Source organism: Streptomyces sp. NPDC107528 (assembly GCF_055639295.1).
Window position 1 is genome coordinate 447,014 of record NZ_JBVKAV010000007.1, and the last position, 16,023, is coordinate 463,036.

The 16,023-nt window shown below is 70.4% G+C and carries 15 protein-coding genes and 1 pseudogene; 6 read left to right on the forward strand and 10 right to left on the reverse strand.

Features of this window, described 5'->3' with window-relative positions:
• Nucleotides 1-331 precede the first annotated feature (331 nt).
• The 3 genes and pseudogenes from ku to ACZ7L5_RS24470 all read right to left on the reverse strand — a co-directional run bounded on the left by ku (nucleotide 332) and on the right by ACZ7L5_RS24470 (nucleotide 3,116).
• Nucleotides 332-1,261 carry a non-homologous end joining protein Ku gene (ku, locus tag ACZ7L5_RS24460; protein WP_471518729.1) on the reverse strand — a complete coding sequence of 310 codons (930 nt, stop codon included), beginning with the start codon at nucleotides 1,259-1,261 and terminating at the stop codon, nucleotides 332-334.
• A 307-nt stretch (nucleotides 1,262-1,568) separates the two neighbouring features.
• Nucleotides 1,569-1,676 (reverse strand): annotated as a pseudogene (locus ACZ7L5_RS24465) (glyoxalase/bleomycin resistance/dioxygenase family protein); the annotation flags it as partial.
• Between the two features lie 75 nt (nucleotides 1,677-1,751).
• Nucleotides 1,752-3,116 (reverse strand): NAD(P)-binding domain-containing protein, encoded by a 1,365-nt coding sequence (locus tag ACZ7L5_RS24470; protein ID WP_471518730.1) that lies wholly within the window; start codon nucleotides 3,114-3,116, stop codon nucleotides 1,752-1,754.
• A 207-nt stretch (nucleotides 3,117-3,323) separates the two neighbouring features.
• Here ACZ7L5_RS24470 and ACZ7L5_RS24475 point away from each other — a divergent pair, with 207 nt between their 5' ends.
• A complete protein-coding gene (locus ACZ7L5_RS24475; RefSeq protein WP_048580678.1) occupies nucleotides 3,324-3,704 on the forward strand; it encodes an ArsR/SmtB family transcription factor in 381 nt (126 codons plus the stop codon).
• A 148-nt stretch (nucleotides 3,705-3,852) separates the two neighbouring features.
• Here the strand turns inward: ACZ7L5_RS24475 and ACZ7L5_RS24480 are convergent, their stop codons facing one another.
• Genes ACZ7L5_RS24480 through ACZ7L5_RS24490 form a run of 3 tightly spaced genes read right to left on the reverse strand, consistent with a single transcriptional unit; the run spans nucleotide 3,853 to nucleotide 5,319 of the window.
• Nucleotides 3,853-4,110 (reverse strand): hypothetical protein, encoded by a 258-nt coding sequence (locus tag ACZ7L5_RS24480; protein ID WP_471518732.1) that lies wholly within the window; start codon nucleotides 4,108-4,110, stop codon nucleotides 3,853-3,855.
• Nucleotides 4,111-4,169: 59 nt separating this feature from the next.
• Nucleotides 4,170-4,967, reverse strand: a complete 798-nt coding sequence (locus ACZ7L5_RS24485; RefSeq protein ID WP_471518734.1) for an aquaporin — start codon at nucleotides 4,965-4,967, stop codon at nucleotides 4,170-4,172.
• Between the two features lie 37 nt (nucleotides 4,968-5,004).
• Nucleotides 5,005-5,319: an ArsR/SmtB family transcription factor gene (locus tag ACZ7L5_RS24490; protein WP_328424080.1), complete on the reverse strand. Its 315-nt coding sequence runs from the start codon at nucleotides 5,317-5,319 to the stop codon at nucleotides 5,005-5,007.
• Nucleotides 5,320-5,422: 103 nt separating this feature from the next.
• On the opposite strand from ACZ7L5_RS24490, the gene ACZ7L5_RS24495 reads away from it, so the two are divergent.
• The 3 genes from ACZ7L5_RS24495 to ACZ7L5_RS24505 all read left to right on the forward strand — a co-directional run bounded on the left by ACZ7L5_RS24495 (nucleotide 5,423) and on the right by ACZ7L5_RS24505 (nucleotide 8,071).
• Nucleotides 5,423-6,058, forward strand: a complete 636-nt coding sequence (locus ACZ7L5_RS24495; RefSeq protein WP_471518736.1) for an arsenate-mycothiol transferase ArsC — start codon at nucleotides 5,423-5,425, stop codon at nucleotides 6,056-6,058.
• Between the two features lie 48 nt (nucleotides 6,059-6,106).
• Complete coding sequence (locus tag ACZ7L5_RS24500) at nucleotides 6,107-6,526, forward strand: arsenate reductase ArsC (RefSeq protein ID WP_471518738.1); 420 nt, start codon at nucleotides 6,107-6,109, stop codon at nucleotides 6,524-6,526.
• A gap of 501 nt (nucleotides 6,527-7,027) precedes the next feature.
• Nucleotides 7,028-8,071: a lytic polysaccharide monooxygenase auxiliary activity family 9 protein gene (locus ACZ7L5_RS24505; RefSeq protein ID WP_471518740.1), complete on the forward strand. Its 1,044-nt coding sequence runs from the start codon at nucleotides 7,028-7,030 to the stop codon at nucleotides 8,069-8,071.
• Between the two features lie 73 nt (nucleotides 8,072-8,144).
• Here the strand turns inward: ACZ7L5_RS24505 and ACZ7L5_RS24510 are convergent, their stop codons facing one another.
• The gene (locus ACZ7L5_RS24510) at nucleotides 8,145-9,014 is read right to left on the reverse strand and encodes an esterase/lipase family protein (RefSeq protein WP_471518742.1); all 870 of its coding nucleotides are present in this window, start codon (nucleotides 9,012-9,014) and stop codon (nucleotides 8,145-8,147) included.
• A 173-nt stretch (nucleotides 9,015-9,187) separates the two neighbouring features.
• A complete protein-coding gene (locus ACZ7L5_RS24515; protein WP_471518744.1) occupies nucleotides 9,188-9,634 on the reverse strand; it encodes a MarR family winged helix-turn-helix transcriptional regulator in 447 nt (148 codons plus the stop codon).
• 95 nt (nucleotides 9,635-9,729) lie between these two features.
• On the opposite strand from ACZ7L5_RS24515, the gene ACZ7L5_RS24520 reads away from it, so the two are divergent.
• Complete coding sequence (locus ACZ7L5_RS24520; protein ID WP_471518863.1) at nucleotides 9,730-10,104, forward strand: cupin domain-containing protein; 375 nt, start codon at nucleotides 9,730-9,732, stop codon at nucleotides 10,102-10,104.
• 17 nt (nucleotides 10,105-10,121) lie between these two features.
• Here the strand turns inward: ACZ7L5_RS24520 and ACZ7L5_RS24525 are convergent, their stop codons facing one another.
• Together ACZ7L5_RS24525 and ACZ7L5_RS24530 are read right to left on the reverse strand one after the other, a co-directional pair.
• Nucleotides 10,122-11,096: a DNA polymerase Y family protein gene (locus ACZ7L5_RS24525; RefSeq protein ID WP_471518746.1), complete on the reverse strand. Its 975-nt coding sequence runs from the start codon at nucleotides 11,094-11,096 to the stop codon at nucleotides 10,122-10,124.
• Nucleotides 11,093-14,545 (reverse strand): DNA polymerase III subunit alpha, encoded by a 3,453-nt coding sequence (locus ACZ7L5_RS24530; RefSeq protein ID WP_471518748.1) that lies wholly within the window; start codon nucleotides 14,543-14,545, stop codon nucleotides 11,093-11,095. Before ACZ7L5_RS24530 ends, ACZ7L5_RS24525 begins: the two co-directional genes overlap by 4 nt.
• Before the next feature lie 157 nt (nucleotides 14,546-14,702).
• Here ACZ7L5_RS24530 and ACZ7L5_RS24535 point away from each other — a divergent pair, with 157 nt between their 5' ends.
• Nucleotides 14,703-15,743, forward strand: coding sequence for an ABC transporter permease (locus tag ACZ7L5_RS24535; RefSeq protein ID WP_471518750.1), 1,041 nt, complete (start codon nucleotides 14,703-14,705; stop codon nucleotides 15,741-15,743).
• The last annotated feature ends 280 nt before the right edge of the window (nucleotides 15,744-16,023 follow it).

Genomic DNA, 16,023 nt, shown 5'->3' on the forward strand with positions numbered 1-16,023 from the left:
CACCCGGCCGGTGGGCTGTCAGCTCCTGGCTCGCCGCCGGGATGCCTCCCAGGCCTGCTCCTGCCAGAACAGCACAAGAAAGAGCGCCAGGACATGGTCCTCGGACAGCCGCTCGCTGCCGTCGTGCAGCCGCACGCGAATGGGACGAGAGCCGAGTCGGTCGTAGAAGACTTCGAGCGGGCCGATGCCGCGAACGCGGAAGCGGCCATGAACCCAGGGCGCGCGGTGTGCTGTCCAGCCACTCCCGTCGCCCGTAGGAGATCTCCACGTCGCCGATGCTCCGAAGCAGCCCCTTGCTGTACGTCAGCTCGATGTCCATGCTGGGCCTCGCCTAGGCGCTGCGGGGCCGGCGCCCGGCGGTCTTCTTCGCAGTGCTCTTCTTTGCGGCCGTCTTCTTGGCGGGCTGCTTCTTCGACGGTGTCTTCTTGGCCGTGGCCGCCTTCTTCGGTAGCTCGTGTACCTCGGCGGTGCCTTCGCCGCGGGAGGCTTTCGCCTTGGCCACGGACTCGTTGAGGGCGGCCATCAGGTCGAACACCTTGCCGTCTGTGTCCGCGGGCTCGGGCGCCTCGGGCAGGGGCTTGTCCTCGCGCTTGGCTTCGATGATCTGCGCCAGGGCATCGGTGTACGCGTCGTGGAACTCCGGGCCCTCCAGGGCTTCGCGGGTCATGCTGTCGATGAGTGCGAGCGCACCGTCGATCTCGCTCTCGGTCAGTTCCACGGGCGGCGGCAGCAGCTCGCTGGGGTCACGGATCTCGTCGGGCCAGTACATGACGTGCAGCACGAGCGCTTCGTCCCGCACGCGCAGCATGCCCAGGCGCTCGCGCCCGTGCCACGCCCACTTGGCGATGGCAACCCGGGACGATCTGCCGAGGGCCTCACGCAGCAACTTGTACGGTTTCGCCGCGACCTGCCCCTTGGGGGTGAGGTAGTAGCCGGCGCTGATGCGAATCGGGTCGATGGACTCCAGCGGCACGAACGCCTCGATCTCCACGGCCTTCGCGGTGGGCAGCGGCAGATTTTCGAGGTCGGCGTCGCTGATCGGGATGATGTGGCCCCTGGCCAGCTCGTAGCCCTTGCCGATCTCGCTCTCTTCGACCTGGCGGTCCTCGATCTCGCAGATCTTCCGGTAGCGGATCCGGCCCTGATCCTCCAGGTGGTACTGGTGGAAGCTGATGCTGTGGTTCTCCGTGGCGCCGGCCACGTTGACCGGCACCGTGACCAGGCCGAACGAGATGGCTCCGGACCAGATCGATCGGGGCATGACTGTCCTCCGTGGAGACCCCGAGCAACAACAGCTTATGAGCGCCGTGGGCGCCCCGCATACGCGCATCCAGCCCGGGCTCAGGTCGCCCGGCTCAGACCCGCAGAGCTGCGGCCTGGTCTGGGTGCAGCCCTGCACCTGCTGCGCGTCGGGTGGTATGCGGGTGATCAGCAGGGGAATTCTTCTCGGGGAGTGTGGACGGTGGGCATGTATTCGATGGTCACCGGGCCGGGGAGTACTCGGCTGCCGTCACGGTCGAGGCCGTGGTACCTGCTGGAGCTCTCCAGGCGGGTGTCCTCGTCCGGGTGCCTTCGATCAGGACGAGCTTGCGCGGGAGCTCGGTGATGGCGAAGTTGGCGTGACCATCGCGGAGTTTGGCGGGCTCGGCGCCGAAGAGTCGGCTGTAGAAGGCGATGGACGCGTCTAGGTCCGGGACTCACAGGGCCAGCTGTACGCGGGACATGTTGATCCTCCTTGTGCAGGTGTGGGGTCAGCAGCGGCCGGACGTGGGTGCCGGGGCGCCGACTCCGATCTGGAGGGTGGTGGGGGCGGCGCAGCATCCACCGCCGGACTCCTCGGCGTTCTCCGGCTCGTCGAACAGGCCCGCGCCGCCGCATACGCCCGTTTCCGGGAGGGTGAGTTCGACGCGCTCGGCGGCCTCCTGGTCGCCTGCGAGCGAGGCGGTGATGGAGCGGACCTGCTCGTAGCCGGTCATGGCGAGGAACGTCGGCGCGCGGCCGTAGGACTTCATGCCGACCAGGTAGACGCCCTGTTCCGGGTGGGAGAGCTCGTTGACGCCGTGCGGGTAGACCGTGCCGCAGGAGTGGACGTTGGGATCGATGAGCGGGGCGAGCGCGGTCGGGGCCTGGAGGCGCTCGTCGAGGCCGAGTCGGAGCTCTGAGAGGAAGGACAGGTCGGGGCGGAAGCCGGTCAGGACGATGACCTCGTCGACCGGGTCGAGGCGGCGGCCGTCCTCCGCGACAAGGACAAGCTGATCGCCGTCGCGTTCCAGGGCCTGTGCACGGAAGCCGGTGACGGCGCTCGCCTGGCCGGCCTCAACAGCGGCTTTGGCGCGCAGGCCGAGTGCGCCGCGGGCGGGGAGCTGGTCGGCCTCGCCGCCGCCGTAGGTGTTGTCGCTGATTCCGCGGCGCAGGATCCACACCGCGTGTGTGCCGTCGTTCTCCTTGGCGAGGTCGGCGAGGGGGGCGAGGGCGGTGAAGGCGGAGGCGCCGGAGCCGACGACGGCGGTGCGCTTGCCCGTGTATCGGGCGCGAACGGCAGGGTCGCTCAGGTTGGGGACGCGGTAGGTGATGCGGTCGGCGGCCTTCTTCTCGCCGAGGGCGGGCAGTCCGTCGGCGCCCATCGGGCTCGGGACGGACCAGGTGCCGGAGGCGTCGATGACTGCGCGTGCGGTGAGCCGTTCCTCGGCGCCGTCGGTGGACTGGATGTGCACGGTGAACGGCTGCTCGTCGCGGCCGGAGTCGACGATGCGGTCGCGGCCGGCGCGGGCGACGCCGGTCACTGTGGCGCCGTATCGGACCTTGTCGCCGAGGATTTCGGCGAGCGGCTGGAGGTAGCGCTCGGCCCAGTCGCCGCCGGTCGGGTAGGTGGAGGCGTCGGGGCGGACCCAGCCGGTCGGGGCCAAGAGCTTCTCCGCGGCCGGGTCGATGAGTTCGCCCCAGGTCGAGAACAACCGAACGTGCGACCACTCGCGCACAGCGCTGCCAGCCGTCGGGCCGGCCTCCAGGACCAGGGGTTCAATGCCGCGCTCGACGAGATGTGCAGCGGCAGCCAGGCCGATAGGACCGGCGCCGACGACCACGACGGGCAGCTGGTCAGTGGTGAGCGCGTTCACGGGATTCCCCTTTGTTTCGACATCCGTCGATCTCTTGCGCTGCCAAGCATCACACCTGTATCGACGAGCGTCAACATAGACAATCATCGAATATAAAGATCAACATGGGGCGGACAGGTGTAGCGGCGCCCGGGACACGCCACCCCTCCAAGACCTGAGACCGTCCGACCCTCGCATCGCTGGTTCGACATGTGTCAACATAGATGCATGTCGAATACGAAGGTGCTACCGCTGCTGGAACCCGCCCCCGGCGAGGCTGCGGCGCCGTGCTGCCCACCGGTCACCGAGCGCCCTTTCACGGCGGAGGAGGCCGAGACGGCCGCGCGGATGTTCAAGGCGCTCGGCGACCCGGTGCGGCTTCGGCTGTTCTCGGCTGTGGCCTCGCACGAGGGCGGCGAGGCTTGTGTGTGCGACATCTCCGACGTGGGCGTTTCCCAGCCGACCGTCTCCCACCACCTGAAGAAGCTCAAGGAAGCCGGGCTGCTTACGTCCGAGCGGCGCGGCACCTGGGTCTACTACCGAGTCGAGCCGACGGTCCTCGCGGCGATGGGGCAGCTGCTGATCAAGGCCGGGCCGACCGCAGCCTGATCGCCATAGCCGTGGGCCGCCACGCTCGCCGTGTCGGGGTTACTCAATTGCCGCGCGGCGCGTATATCGGTACCGCCATGCCGGTGGTTGCGGTACGGGACAGCGGCCCCACAGCGTTCAGCCGCCCGAAGGCGACCGCAGCCCGGCGCTACTGGTCGCGGGGGTGTGCCCGATGAACGAGGTGCCCGGTCAGCACCCCGGCCAGCACGCCCCAGGCCAGGCCCGACCAACCTGCGCCCTTCACCGTGACGACCATCATCACTACGGCACCCGCGGCGACCGCCGTCCGGTCGCGGATGAGGCCCCATGTGACGCGGGCTGAGCCAGGAGACCGGAGTTCGGTAACCGCGGTGCCGATCGCCAGGGCGGCGGCGAAGACGACTGGTGCGATCAGTGCCGAGTCCATGTCGTCATCTCCTCGCGATCATGAAGGATGCGCCGCCAGTTGCCGCTGCGACGTACGCGTCACTCGGCGGTTGTCCGGTCGGGAAGGAAGATCAGGGCCACGAGCGCCAAGCCGACCACGGCGCCGACGAGTTGCATGCCGATGAAGCCCACGACCGAGCCCGGAGCAATGCCGGCGAAGGTGTCGGTGAAGGCACGGCCGATCGTCACGGCCGGGTTGGCGAAGGACGTGGACGAGGTGAACCAGTACGCGGCGCCGATGTAGGAGGCGACCGCGACCGGGGCGTAGCGGAGGCGGTCGGTGTGGGCCAGGCCGAAGATCAGCAGGATCAGCCCGGCCGTCGCGACTACCTCGCCCAGCAGCAGGTGCCCGGCTGAGCGATCGTGAGTGGACCACTTCACCAGCGGTTCGCCGAACATCGCATCGGCCAGGATCGCGCCCGCGATGGCGCCGACGATCTGGGCGGGGACGTAGACAGCAGCCTCCTGCAACGTCACGCCGGGGCCGCCGCGGCGAGCGGTCCACCACTCGGCGAGGGTGACGGCGGGGTTGAAGTGCGCGCCGGACACCGGGCCGAACAGCAGGATCAGCACCCCCAGGCCGAAGACCGTGGCCGTGGAGTTCGCGAGGAGTTGCAGGCCCACGTCCTCGGTGAGTTCGGTGGCCTGGATGCCGGAGCCGACCACCACCGCCACGAGTCCCGCGGTGCCGACCAGTTCGGCCGCGGCCCTGGCGAGCAGCGGCGGCGTCCGGGGCGGGGTGGCGCCCGGGGCGGGCTGCGGGTCGGCCACGACCACGTCCGGGGCTGTCGGGGATTCCTCGGCTCTGTCGTGCTCGGCAGCCTCGGTGGCGGTCAACTGGACTCCTCGGTGCAGGTCGCCGCAGGGGCGGGGATCAGGGGCAGGACCGCTTGACGTTGTTCTCGGCGGTGGTGCGCGCGGTCTCCGCCAGGTCGGCGAACTGGCCCGCGAGAGAGGTGATGACGTCGGGCTTGAGCCGGTAGTAGGTGAACCGGCCGCACGGCTCGGTCTCCACGACCCCGGCCTCGCGCAGCACCTTCAGGTGGTTGGAGAGATTGGTCTGTCTGGCTCCCGTCTCCTCGATCAGGTGCGTGGTGCAGAGCGTCTCCTTGGCGAGCAGGGTGACGATCCGGAGGCGGAGCGGGTCTGCGAGAACCCGCAACAGATCAGTGTCGACTGACGTCAGCATGGACTGATAATCTCACATCACTCCAGGCTGATACCAGCCTGAGCTGATCTTTGGGACCCGTATCCCCGCACCCGTGGGGGCCCATGCCCCGAAGGGGGTTCCCGTGACCGCATCCCCGCCCCCCGTCCTGCCCGACGACCGCCTTGCGTCCGGCACAGCCCGCCTGGCCCTGCACTACCGCGGACGCTTCTCCGCCGAGACGATCCAGCGCCTGGTCATCGACTCCTACGAGCGGCTGGCCGAGCACGCGCGGGTCCGTACTCACCTGGTGGTGCTGGCCGAGCACCTGGCAACCGAGCGTCTGAACGCCCTCGCTCACATCGAGGGGGCCCCGGGGTGCGGCCTGCCACGGGTGCTGTTCGTGTGCAGCCACAACGCCGGCCGCTCCCAGATGGCCGCCGCCCTCCTCGCCCACCGCGCGGGCGGACACGTGGTCGTCTCCTCCGCGGGCACAGACCCTGCGGCCGAGGTCGAACCGGTTGTCGCCCAGGCGCTCACCGAGGCCGGTGTGGACCTTGCGGACGTGTTCCCCAAGCCGCTGACCGACGAGGTCGTGCAGGCGGCCGACATCGTCATCACGATGGGATGCGGGGACGCCTGCCCAGTACTGCCGGGCCGTCGCTACCTGGACTGGCCGGTCACCGACCCCGAGGGCGCCCCGATCGCCGTCGTCCGCGGCATCCGCGACGAGATCGACGCCCGCATCACCGAACTCCTCGTCTCCCTGCCGAGCACCTGAACCCACCCTCTGCACAACCCGCTTGACCCATTCACGAAGGAAGAACCGATGTCCTCCAGCCCGCTCGCCTCCGTGCTGTTCGTCTGCGTCCACAACGCCGGGCGCTCCCAGATGGCCGCCGGATTCCTCAGCCACCTCGCGGGCGACCGGATCGAGGTCCGCTCCGCCGGCTCCATCCCCGGCGACCAGGTCAACCCGGCCGCCGTCGAGGCCATGCACGAGGTCGGCATCGACATCTCCGCGGCCGAGCCGAAGGTCCTCACCACCGAGGCCGTCCAGGCGTCCGACTACGTCATCACCATGGGCTGCGGCGACGCCTGCCCGATCTTCCCCGGCAAGAAGTACCTCGACTGGACCCTGGAAGACCCGGCGGGCAAGGGCGTCCAAGCTGTCCGCCCCATCCGCGACGAGATCCACAAGCGCATCGAGGCCCTGATCGCCGAGATCGACGCCACGCAGGAGGCGTGAGTGAGTCCGGACTCGGCCGGAGACGGCATACGCCAGGTCATCATCAGCTCCGGCTTCGCCGGACGACCCGGCCGACGCCCGTCTCAGTTTCCGTCCCATTCAGCCCCGTTCACGTGTCCGCAGCTTCCCAAGCCGATGGCGTCGACATGCGCCAGCGTGCACCAGGCAGATCCGACGCGCGCCTTCCCTGCCGGCAGAAGCCGAGCCACGGCGCCCAGAGCTGCCCGTACTGCGTGACGAGACCAGACGGTAAGCAACGGCGGGAGCCGGAGCCATTCGGGGAGCCAACCGAAGCGTCTCAGGGCGGACGGACGCGAACGACCGCGAACAGCTCCGAAGCTCGCTCACAGGTGGGACAGGGCGCTTCAACCACCCATCCTGAGCCCCTGGTTAGCCGCACCTTAAGGCGACCCTAAAGATCGCCGCGAACCCCCTGCGACAGGCGTTTTCGCGGTTTCTTGGATCCGGCACCCATCAGTTCCGTTTCCGAGGAGACCCCCCATGCCCGCACACCGCAGGGCCGCCACCGTCGCCGCCCTGGGCCTGACCCCGCTCGCCCTCACCGCTCTCGCCACCGCGCCCGCCTCGGCGCACGGCTCGATGGGCGACCCGGTCAGCCGGGTCTCGCAGTGTTACGCGGAAGGCCCGGAGAGCCCGAAGTCCGACGCGTGCAAGGCCGCGGTCGCGGCAGGCGGTACGCAGGCCCTCTACGACTGGAACGGCATACGCATCGGCAACGCGGACGGCCGGCACCGGGAGCTGATCCCGGACGGCAAGCTGTGCAGCGCGAACAGCGAGGCGTTCAAGGGCCTCGACCTGGCCCGCGTTGACTGGCCGGCGACGAGCGTGAGCAGCGGGTCGTACACGTTCAAGTACCGCGTGACCGCGCCGCACAAGGGCACCTTCAAGGTCTACATCACGAAGCAGGGGTACGACCCGTCGAAGCCGTTGGCCTGGGACGACCTGGACCTGGCGAACCCGGTGGCGACGTCCACCGACCCGGCGGCCTCGGGCGGCTTCTACACCTTCTCCGGCACCCTGCCGCAGCGCTCCGGCAACCAGCTGCTGTACGCGGTCTGGCAGCGCTCGGACAGCCCGGAGGCGTTCTACTCCTGCTCGGACGTCAGCTTCGGCGGGGCCAGCGGGGGCGGTTCGGGCAGCGGCAGCGGCGGAGGCAGCACCGACAACTCGGGCGGCGGCGGCAGTGACAGCACCGGCGGCGGGGCCGCGCCCGCGCCGAGCGCCTCCGCGCCCTCCGAGGAGCAGATCGAGGACGGTGCCGACGAGTCGACGATCGAGCACAACGGCCACGGCGACCAGGACGCCAGTACGTCGGCGGAGCCGGCCGCCGCTGCCGCGCGGGAGGAGTCAGCCCCGGCCAACCAGCCGAAGGCCGCCGGCGCGACCGAGAACCTCGCCGAGACCGGCGGGGACAGCAGCACGGCGTATCTCGCGATGGGCGGCGCGGCGACCCTCGCGCTCGGCTCGGCGGTCCTGTTCGCGTCGGTGCGCCGCCGCGCGGCCGGCGCTCGCCACAGGCGCTGACCCGCGGCTCACACCGCCCCACAACTCCGGGGCCTGACCGGCGGCTCAGGCCGGTCAGGCTCCGGCGGAGTGCTCAGCCGATCACGGACGCACAGGTGGTGGGCGTGGCACGGGCCGGGTCGAGCGCGTTGACCACCTCGTGGAAGGCGATCCGGTCGGTCAGCCCGAGGAGCGCGTGCTCGGACAGGTCGAGCGCGCATCGGTCCTGGATCAGGACGTTCTTCACGTCGGGGCCGTTGAGGAACTGAGTCCGGTACGGCGTGACCACCTCGTCGTACTTGGTGGCGATGACCGTGTAGCGGACGCCGGGGACGGTGTCGCCGCCCTCGTTGAGTTTGGTCATGAAGGCGGATCCGGCCATCTGCTGGGCCAGGGCGGGAGTGGCGGCGCTGAGCAGGTCCTCCGCGCCGGGGAAGTACGGCAGCAGGTTGGCGAGGCCTCCGAGGGTGGTGCCGTGGTTGTTGGGCGCGATGCCGACGAGGGCGTTCACCTTGGCGGCCCCGCCGAGGAACTTGACGTAGTAGCGGGGCATCATGCCGCCCTGCGAGTGGCCGACGAGGTCGGCCTCGGCGGCGCCGGTGGCGGCGAGCACCTTGTCGACATGGGCGGACAGTTGCTCCGCCGACTTGTCGATGGGGCCGAGGGCGTGGAAGAACGGCACGCCGGGCAGCTGGCCGTAGTCGAGGGAGAAGACGCAGTAATCGCGGTTCTTCAGGTAGGGCGCCAGGCCCAGCCAGTTGTCCACGGAGTTCGCGAAGGTGCCGTGCACGAGGACGACGGGGCGGGGATGGGCGGCGGAGGGCTTGCAGGAGTAGTCGTTCCAGCCACTGTGCGTGGTCGCCGCCGCTTCGGCCGCCTGGGCCGTGGTGGCGGGGACGACGGCGACCGCGGCGGTAAGCAGCAGCGCGGCCAGGGGTCTGAGCGCTCGTTTCCAGGGCAGCATCGTGTGATCTCCTTGCGGCTCAAGGGAGTTGCGACGGCCTTACGCCCTGTGATCCGGATCACGAGGATGCTGTTCACCCGTCAAGTTACGGGCGAGTAGTAGACGTGTGAAGTTACGCGTCAGTAAAAACTTCCAGTGATAACCAGTGGCCGGTTGCATCCACTGATGAACCATCACCAAGTGGGCCTGATGGGGCCATGGGGTGCGATGCGTCCCAACTGGCGCGACAGCGCTTGCACTTCGCTCTCACCGAGCACACCCACCCACGCCCGGACGGCCTCCGCGGCCGCCTCCTCGGCCGCACGGGTGCAGGCCCACCCCCGCTCGGTCAACACGACCAGCCGGGCGCGCGCGTCATCGGGATGCGGTCGACGCTCGGCGTACCCCTTGCGCACGATCTCGTCGACGAGCTGACTCGCCGCCTGCTTGGTCACGCCGAGGTGGGCGGCGAGATCGGTGGCCGTCGCACCGTCCGGGGCGAGCCGCGCGAACGCGAATCCGTGCGCGGGCCGCACCCCCTCGAAGCCCCGGGCCACCACGCCGTCGTTGATGCGTTGCGTGAGCTCACCGGCGACGGCGAGCAGGGCGGCGGACAGGGCCATGGCTTCGGAGTTCTGCACGCAGGCATTGAAACACCCTTGACGTGTTGGTCAAGCCGCTTGACCATAGACACATATAGTCAAGTTTCTTGACCATCTACGCCCAGGAGACACCCATGCCCGTGATCCGCGCGTCCGAAGCCGTCACCCACGAAATCCACGGCGCCCGTTTCGTCTCGTACGCCACGCCCGCCCGCGGCAGCAAAGAACTGTGCGCCTGGCGCGGGGAGATCCCGGCCGGGACCAAGGCGCCCGCGCACACCGTCAACCGGGAGGAGATCCTCCACCTGCTCGACGGAGAGCTGCTGATCACGCTCGACGACCGCACGGACCGGATCGCGGCGGGCGACACCCTGATCATCAACCCGGGCGCGACGCTGACCGTCGAGAACCCGACCGAGCGGACCGCCGTCACCTGGGTCACCACCTCCATCGGCCTGACGGCGGAGCTGGCCGACGGCACGCGCATCACGCCGCCCTGGGCCAACTGACCTCCGCATGAGGGGAGTCAGGCGGCCAGCGACCCCGGCATCACCGCATGCGGCCCGAACTTCGCCCGCGCGCGGTCCGCGACCTCCTCGATGCGGCGGGCCTTCTCGTCGAGCGGGTCGAAGGTGAGCTGGTAGGAGGCCTGCTCGGCGGGGTCGAGGCCCTCGGCACGCAGGGCGAGGGCGCGGACGCGGGCGCGCTGGAGGCCCAGAACCTCGTACATGTCGTACGCCGCCCTGGTCAGCGCCGGCGAGTGGGCCGTCGGCTCCTTCAAGGTACGGCTGCGGGTCGTCGAGGAGCGGTCGGCGTAGCGGACGGTGAGGGTCAGGGTGCGGCAGACCTTGTCCAGGGCGCGCAGTCGGGAGCCCAGTTCCTCGGCGGCCGAGAGCAGGGCGCGGCGGTGCCGGTCGGGGTCCAGCTCGTCGCGGGTGAAGGGGCGTTCGGTGGCCAGCGAGCGCGACACGGAGTTCGGCACCACCCGGCCCCGGTCGATTCCGCGCGCCTTCTCGCGCAGCTCGCGGCCGGCCTTCGCGCCGATCAGGCGCTGGAGCGTGGACAGGGGTGCGGCGGCGACCAGGCCGAGGGTGTCGAGGCCGTACTCGCCCAGGGTGCGGGCGCTCGCGGCGCCGACGCCGGGCAGCGCGGCGACGGGCTTGCCGGCGAGGAACTGCGCGATGGCGTCCGGCTCCTCGGGAACGGCGCACGTCACCCCGGGCCGGGCGTCCCCCAGTGCCATGCGGGCCAGCATCGGGCCCGGCCCTGCGCCGATCACGCAGTCGACCCCGTGGTGGGCGAGGGCGCGCACCCGGATCACCGACGCCAGCTCGACGGCGTCGCGCCCGAAGTACCGCTCGGCGCCCCGCAGATCGGCCAGTGCTCCGTCCGGTGGCAGCGCCTGAACGACCGGCGTGAAGTCCTCCAGCAGTCCGAGCAGCCCGGGCAGGGCCGCCTCGCCCGCCGGCGGCAGCTGGAAACGTACGCAGAGGATGGTCATCCCGCACTCCCCGGACTCTGGTGCCACAACTTCCTTACCTGTGAGGGCTCTTGACCCGCCGGTCGCAGATCGGCCCACGGGTGCATTTCGTATCCGGTCGGCATCTGGATGCGCCGGCCGTGCGTCGGATCGTCTCCGTCCCCCTCCGCCATGGGCTCCGCCAGCCGCGCCGCCACCACGTCCAGGCCTCCCTCGGCGCGCAGCTCGACCAGCTCGGCGAGGTTCCAGGCGGCGGAACCCACCACGCTCAGACTGCGCGGCCCGCGCCGCTGCACCACCCCGCGCACCAGCAGCAGCCAGGAGTGGAAGACGGTGTGGGCACACGCGTCGTGCGAGTCGTCGAAGAAGGCGAGGTCCACCAGCCCCGTCCCGTCGTCCAGCGTGCTGAAGATGACCCGCTTGCCGGACCGGATCGGCGGCGTCTGGGTGGCCGCCTTGGCACCCGCGACCAGCACCGTCTCGCCGTGCCGGGCATCGCGCAGCCGCCGCGCCGAGACGACACCCAGCTCGTCGAGGAACGCCCGGTGGTCGTCCATCAGATTGCGCGAGGCGTCCATCGACAGCACACCCAGTTCGGCGCTGAGCCGCTCCGACGAGCTGAGGTCGGGCAGCCCCGCCGCGGCCGTGTTCCGCCCGCCGGCCAGCGGGAGCTGTCCCCCGCCGCCACCCCGGGCGCCCCGGTGCAGCTCGGTCAGATGCAGTTGCAGATCACGCCGGTTGGCCCCGAAGGCGTCCAACGCGCCCACCTGCGCGAGCCGTTGAGCGAGCGGTCGGCTCGGCCGCCCCCGCTCCCAGAAGTCGAGCAGCGAGGCATACGGCTGCCCCTGCGCGATCCGTGCCGCCTCGGCCTCGCTGATGCCATGCACGTCGGAGAGCGCGAGCCGCAGTCCCCAAGTCCCCCCACCTTTCTCGGATTCAGACACCAGTTCGATCCCGTGTGCGACCCCCGACACATTCACGTCCAACGGCAGGATCGGCACCCCACGCCGCCGCGCGTCCGCCAGCAGCAGCCGCTTCGGATACATCCCGGGGTCGTGGGTGAGCAGCCCCGCATAGAAAGCGGCGGGGTGATGGGCCTTCAGCCAGGCCGACTGATAGGTCGGTACGGCGAAGGCGACGGCGTGCGCCTTGCAGAAGCCGTACGACCCGAAGGCCTCGACGATCTCCCAGGTCCGCCGGATGGTCTCCGTGTCATACCCCTTGGCCGCCGCATGCTGTGCGAACCACACCCGGATCCGCCCCTGCGACTCCGGATCGGACAGCCCGCGCCGCACCCGGTCCGCCTCGTCCCGCCCGCACCCGGTCATGATGTGCACGATGTCGATGATCTGCTCATGGAAGACGACGACCCCGTACGTCTCCCGCAGCGGCTCCTCCAGATCCGGATGCGGATATCGCACCGGCGCCCGCCCGTGCCGCGCCTCGATGAACGGCCGCACCATGTCGGCGGCGACCGGCCCGGGCCGGAAGAGCGAGATGTCGACGACAAGATCGTGGAAGGTGGCCGGCTGAAGCCGTCCGACCAGGTCCCGCTGCCCCGGCGACTCGATCTGGAAGCAGCCCAGCGTCTCGGCGGACCGGATCAGCTGATACGTCGCCGGATCGCCGTCCCCCCGCTCGAAGTCGAGCGCGTCCAGATCGACCCGCTCCCCCGTGACCCGCTTCACCTCCGCGACCGCGTGCGCCATCGCCGACTGCATCCGCACGCCCAGCACGTCGAGCTTGAGCAGCCCCAGGTCCTCGACGTCCTCCTTGTCGAACTGCGACATGGGGAAGCCCTCGCCGCTGGTCGGCATGACGGGCGTACGGGAGAGCAAGGAAGCGTCGGACAGAAGCACCCCGCACGGATGCATGGCGATGCCACGCGGAAGGGCGTCCAGTCCCTCCACCAGTTCCCACAACCTGCCGTACCTGTCCCGCTCCCCGGCCAGTTGCCGCAGCTCGGGCAGTTCCTCCAGCGCCGCCCGGGCATCGCGCGCCCGGATGTGCGGGAAGGACTTGGCGATTCGGTCGATGTCGGCGGGGTCCATGGACAGGGCGGCACCCACATCCCGGATCGCATGCCGCACCCGATAGGTCTCCGGCATCGACACGGTGGCGACCCGCTCGGTCCCGAACCGGTCGATGATCGCGCGGTAGACATCCAGCCGGCGCGCGGACTCCACGTCGATGTCGATGTCGGGGAGCACCAGCCGGCGCTTGGACAGGAAGCGCTCCATCAACAGCCCGTGCTCCACGGGGTCGGCGTGCGCGATGCCGAGCAGATGATTGACGAGTGACCCCGCACCGGAGCCACGCGCGGCCACCCGGATCCCCATCCTCCGTACGTCATCGACGACTTGGGCGACCGTCAGAAAATAAGAAGCGAACCCGTGGTGGGCGATGATGTCCAGCTCCTGGTGCATCCGCTCCCAGTACGCCCGCCGCCCGTCATGGCCGCGCTGCACCATGCCCGCCACCGCCCGCGAGGCAAGCGCCCGCTGGGCGGTACGCTGCCCGGCGCCGACGAGATACGGCTCGGGAAAGTGGACGCTACCGATCCCGAGGTCGTCCTCGGGATCGACGAGACACTCGGAAGCGGTCGCCCGGGTCTGCTCCAGCAGCCGGTGCGCGGTATCGCGCCGGAAGCCCGCGGCCTCGACGACCCGCTCGGCAACCTGCGCCATCTCCCCCGCACCCTTGAGCCAGGCTTCGCCGGAGTCCAGCTCCTTGGTGGAGTCGATGGGCACGAGCCGCCGCGCGGCGTCCAGCACATCGGCGACCGGCCCCAAACCGGAATCCGCGTACCGGACGGCATTGCTCAACACAGGCCGCACCCGCTGCTCGGCGGCGAAGCCGACGGTCCGGGCGGCCAGCCGCAACGACCCCGGGCCGGTGCCCTTGCGCCCGTGCCATACGGCCTCCAGCCGCAGGGAGTCGCCGTAGACCTCCCGCCAGGGCCCGAGCAGCCTGGCCGCCCGATCGGGACGACCGGCGGCGAGCGCGCGCCCGACATCGGAGTCGGGCCCGAGCAGAACGATCAGACCGTCCCCCCGGTTGTCCTCGCGGGGCAGCATCGGCGGCCCCTCCCCACCATGCGCAGCCGAAACGATCCGGCACAGATCACCCCACCCACGGGCCCCGTCCCGGGCGAGAAAGGTGACACGAGGCGTCGAGTCGTCGACAAAGGCACCGCCCCGCACCGGAACCCGGCGCCGCCGCCCCGCGGACTCGCCCGCCTCCGAGAGCCCGAAGTCCTCCACGGCCAGCTCCACGCCGAACAGCGGACGCACGCCGGCCTTCGCACAGGCCTTGGCGAATCGAACAGCGCCCCCGAGCGTGTCGCGATCGGTGAGAGCCAGGGCGTCCATCCCCCGCTCGGAGGCACGCTCGGCCAGCCGCTCCGGGTGCGAGGCCCCGTACCTCAGGGAGAACCCGGAGACGGTGTGCAGATGCGTGAACCCTGGCACACGCACCTCCCGCACTCATGAGCCGCTCGAACATCAGTTCCCAACTCTCCCACCCCCACCATAGACCATTTCCGGACCGTTTCTCGAACACTCGTGCGACATCCGTTCGGCCGCCTCCCACCTGCACAAACGCCTGACCAGCAGGACTGTGGGGGGCATGACGCAGACCCCGGGCGCCGACACTCCCCGCAGCCCCTTCCTCGCCGAAGTGAAGGACGCCGTCACCCCGCGGGCCACGATGCTCGTGACCGGCGCCGTCGGCCTCGCTCTGCTCTTCATCGCCTCCTACGTGGGGGCGCTGCACGACCCGAGACCCAAGAACGTCCCACTGGGAGTCGTGGCACCCGGGGTCGCCGCCCAGCAGACGGTGGACCGGCTGGAGAACCTGCCCGACGACCCCCTGGACCCGCGCACGGTGGCCGACGCGGCGACGGCCAGGAAGCAGATCCTGAACCGCGAAATCGACGGCGCCCTACTGGTCGACCCGAACAGCACCACCGACACCCTCCTGGTCGCCACCGGAGGCGGCAGGGTGCTGGCCGCCACCCTGGAGTCCCTGGTCGCCACCCTGGAGAGATCCGAGGCACGCACCCTGCGCACCATCGACGTGGCCCCGGCCGACCGGCACGACGCCAACGGGCTCACGTCCTTCTACGCGACCGTGGGCTGGTGCGTGGGCGGCTACCTGTGCGCGTCGATCATGACGATCAGCTCGGGCGCCGGCCGCCCCACCCCGAGACGCTCGGTGATCCGCCTCATCGTCATGGCCCTCGTGGCGATCGCCGCCGGCCTGGGCGGCGCCCTGATCATCGGCCCCATCCTGGGCGCACTGCCGGGCAGCCTGGCCGCCCTCTGGGGCGTGGGCGCCCTGATCACCTTCGCCGTGGGCGCGGCCACCCTCGCCTTCCAGGCCATCTTCGGCATGGCCGGCATCGGCCTGGTCATCCTGATCGTGGTGATCCTGGGCAACCCGAGCGCAGGCGGCGCCCTCCCCCTCCCCCTGCTCCCACCGTTCTGGAAAGACATCGGCCCGGCCCTGCCCCCCGGCGCAGGCACCTGGGCCACCCGCTCGATCGCCTACTTCAAGGGCAACGACACCACCGCGTCCCTACTGGTCCTCTCGGCATGGGCAGCAGCAGGAACCGCGATCACACTCCTGGCGGCGAAACTGCGAACAGGCGGCACCAGAAGGCCGTAGAGACATAGGGGCGAACGCACCCGCACCCGCGTACGGCGGAAAGGGGACGTGCCGGGGGCCGTGCCAGGGGGTGTCCGCCCGCAGCGGCGGGCGTCAACAAATAGCACCTCTCGAGACACACCCCCCGGCACGGCCCCGACCCACACCACACCCGCAGGCGCTACGCGAACCCCCGCCGGAGAGCAACGGGCCGCCGCAGGCATCCCGGCGCTCACCCGTCACGCTGACACGACGAAGAGTCCCGCCCCTCACAAGAGGGACGGGACTCCACAAAAGCGAC

Coding starts and splice junctions, on each gene's coding strand:
- ACZ7L5_RS24510 (WP_471518742.1), bottom strand. CDS start 9,014: ATGCTGCCCTGGAAACGAGCGCTCAGACCCCTGGCCGCGCTGCTGCTT.
- ku (WP_471518729.1), bottom strand. CDS start 1,261: ATGCCCCGATCGATCTGGTCCGGAGCCATCTCGTTCGGCCTGGTCACG.
- ACZ7L5_RS24525 (WP_471518746.1), bottom strand. CDS start 11,096: ATGACCATCCTCTGCGTACGTTTCCAGCTGCCGCCGGCGGGCGAGGCG.
- ACZ7L5_RS24490 (WP_328424080.1), bottom strand. CDS start 5,319: ATGCTGACGTCAGTCGACACTGATCTGTTGCGGGTTCTCGCAGACCCG.
- ACZ7L5_RS24475 (WP_048580678.1), top strand. CDS start 3,324: ATGTCGAATACGAAGGTGCTACCGCTGCTGGAACCCGCCCCCGGCGAG.
- ACZ7L5_RS24480 (WP_471518732.1), bottom strand. CDS start 4,110: ATGGACTCGGCACTGATCGCACCAGTCGTCTTCGCCGCCGCCCTGGCG.
- ACZ7L5_RS24500 (WP_471518738.1), top strand. CDS start 6,107: ATGTCCTCCAGCCCGCTCGCCTCCGTGCTGTTCGTCTGCGTCCACAAC.
- ACZ7L5_RS24520 (WP_471518863.1), top strand. CDS start 9,730: ATGCCCGTGATCCGCGCGTCCGAAGCCGTCACCCACGAAATCCACGGC.
- ACZ7L5_RS24535 (WP_471518750.1), top strand. CDS start 14,703: ATGACGCAGACCCCGGGCGCCGACACTCCCCGCAGCCCCTTCCTCGCC.
- ACZ7L5_RS24505 (WP_471518740.1), top strand. CDS start 7,028: ATGCCCGCACACCGCAGGGCCGCCACCGTCGCCGCCCTGGGCCTGACC.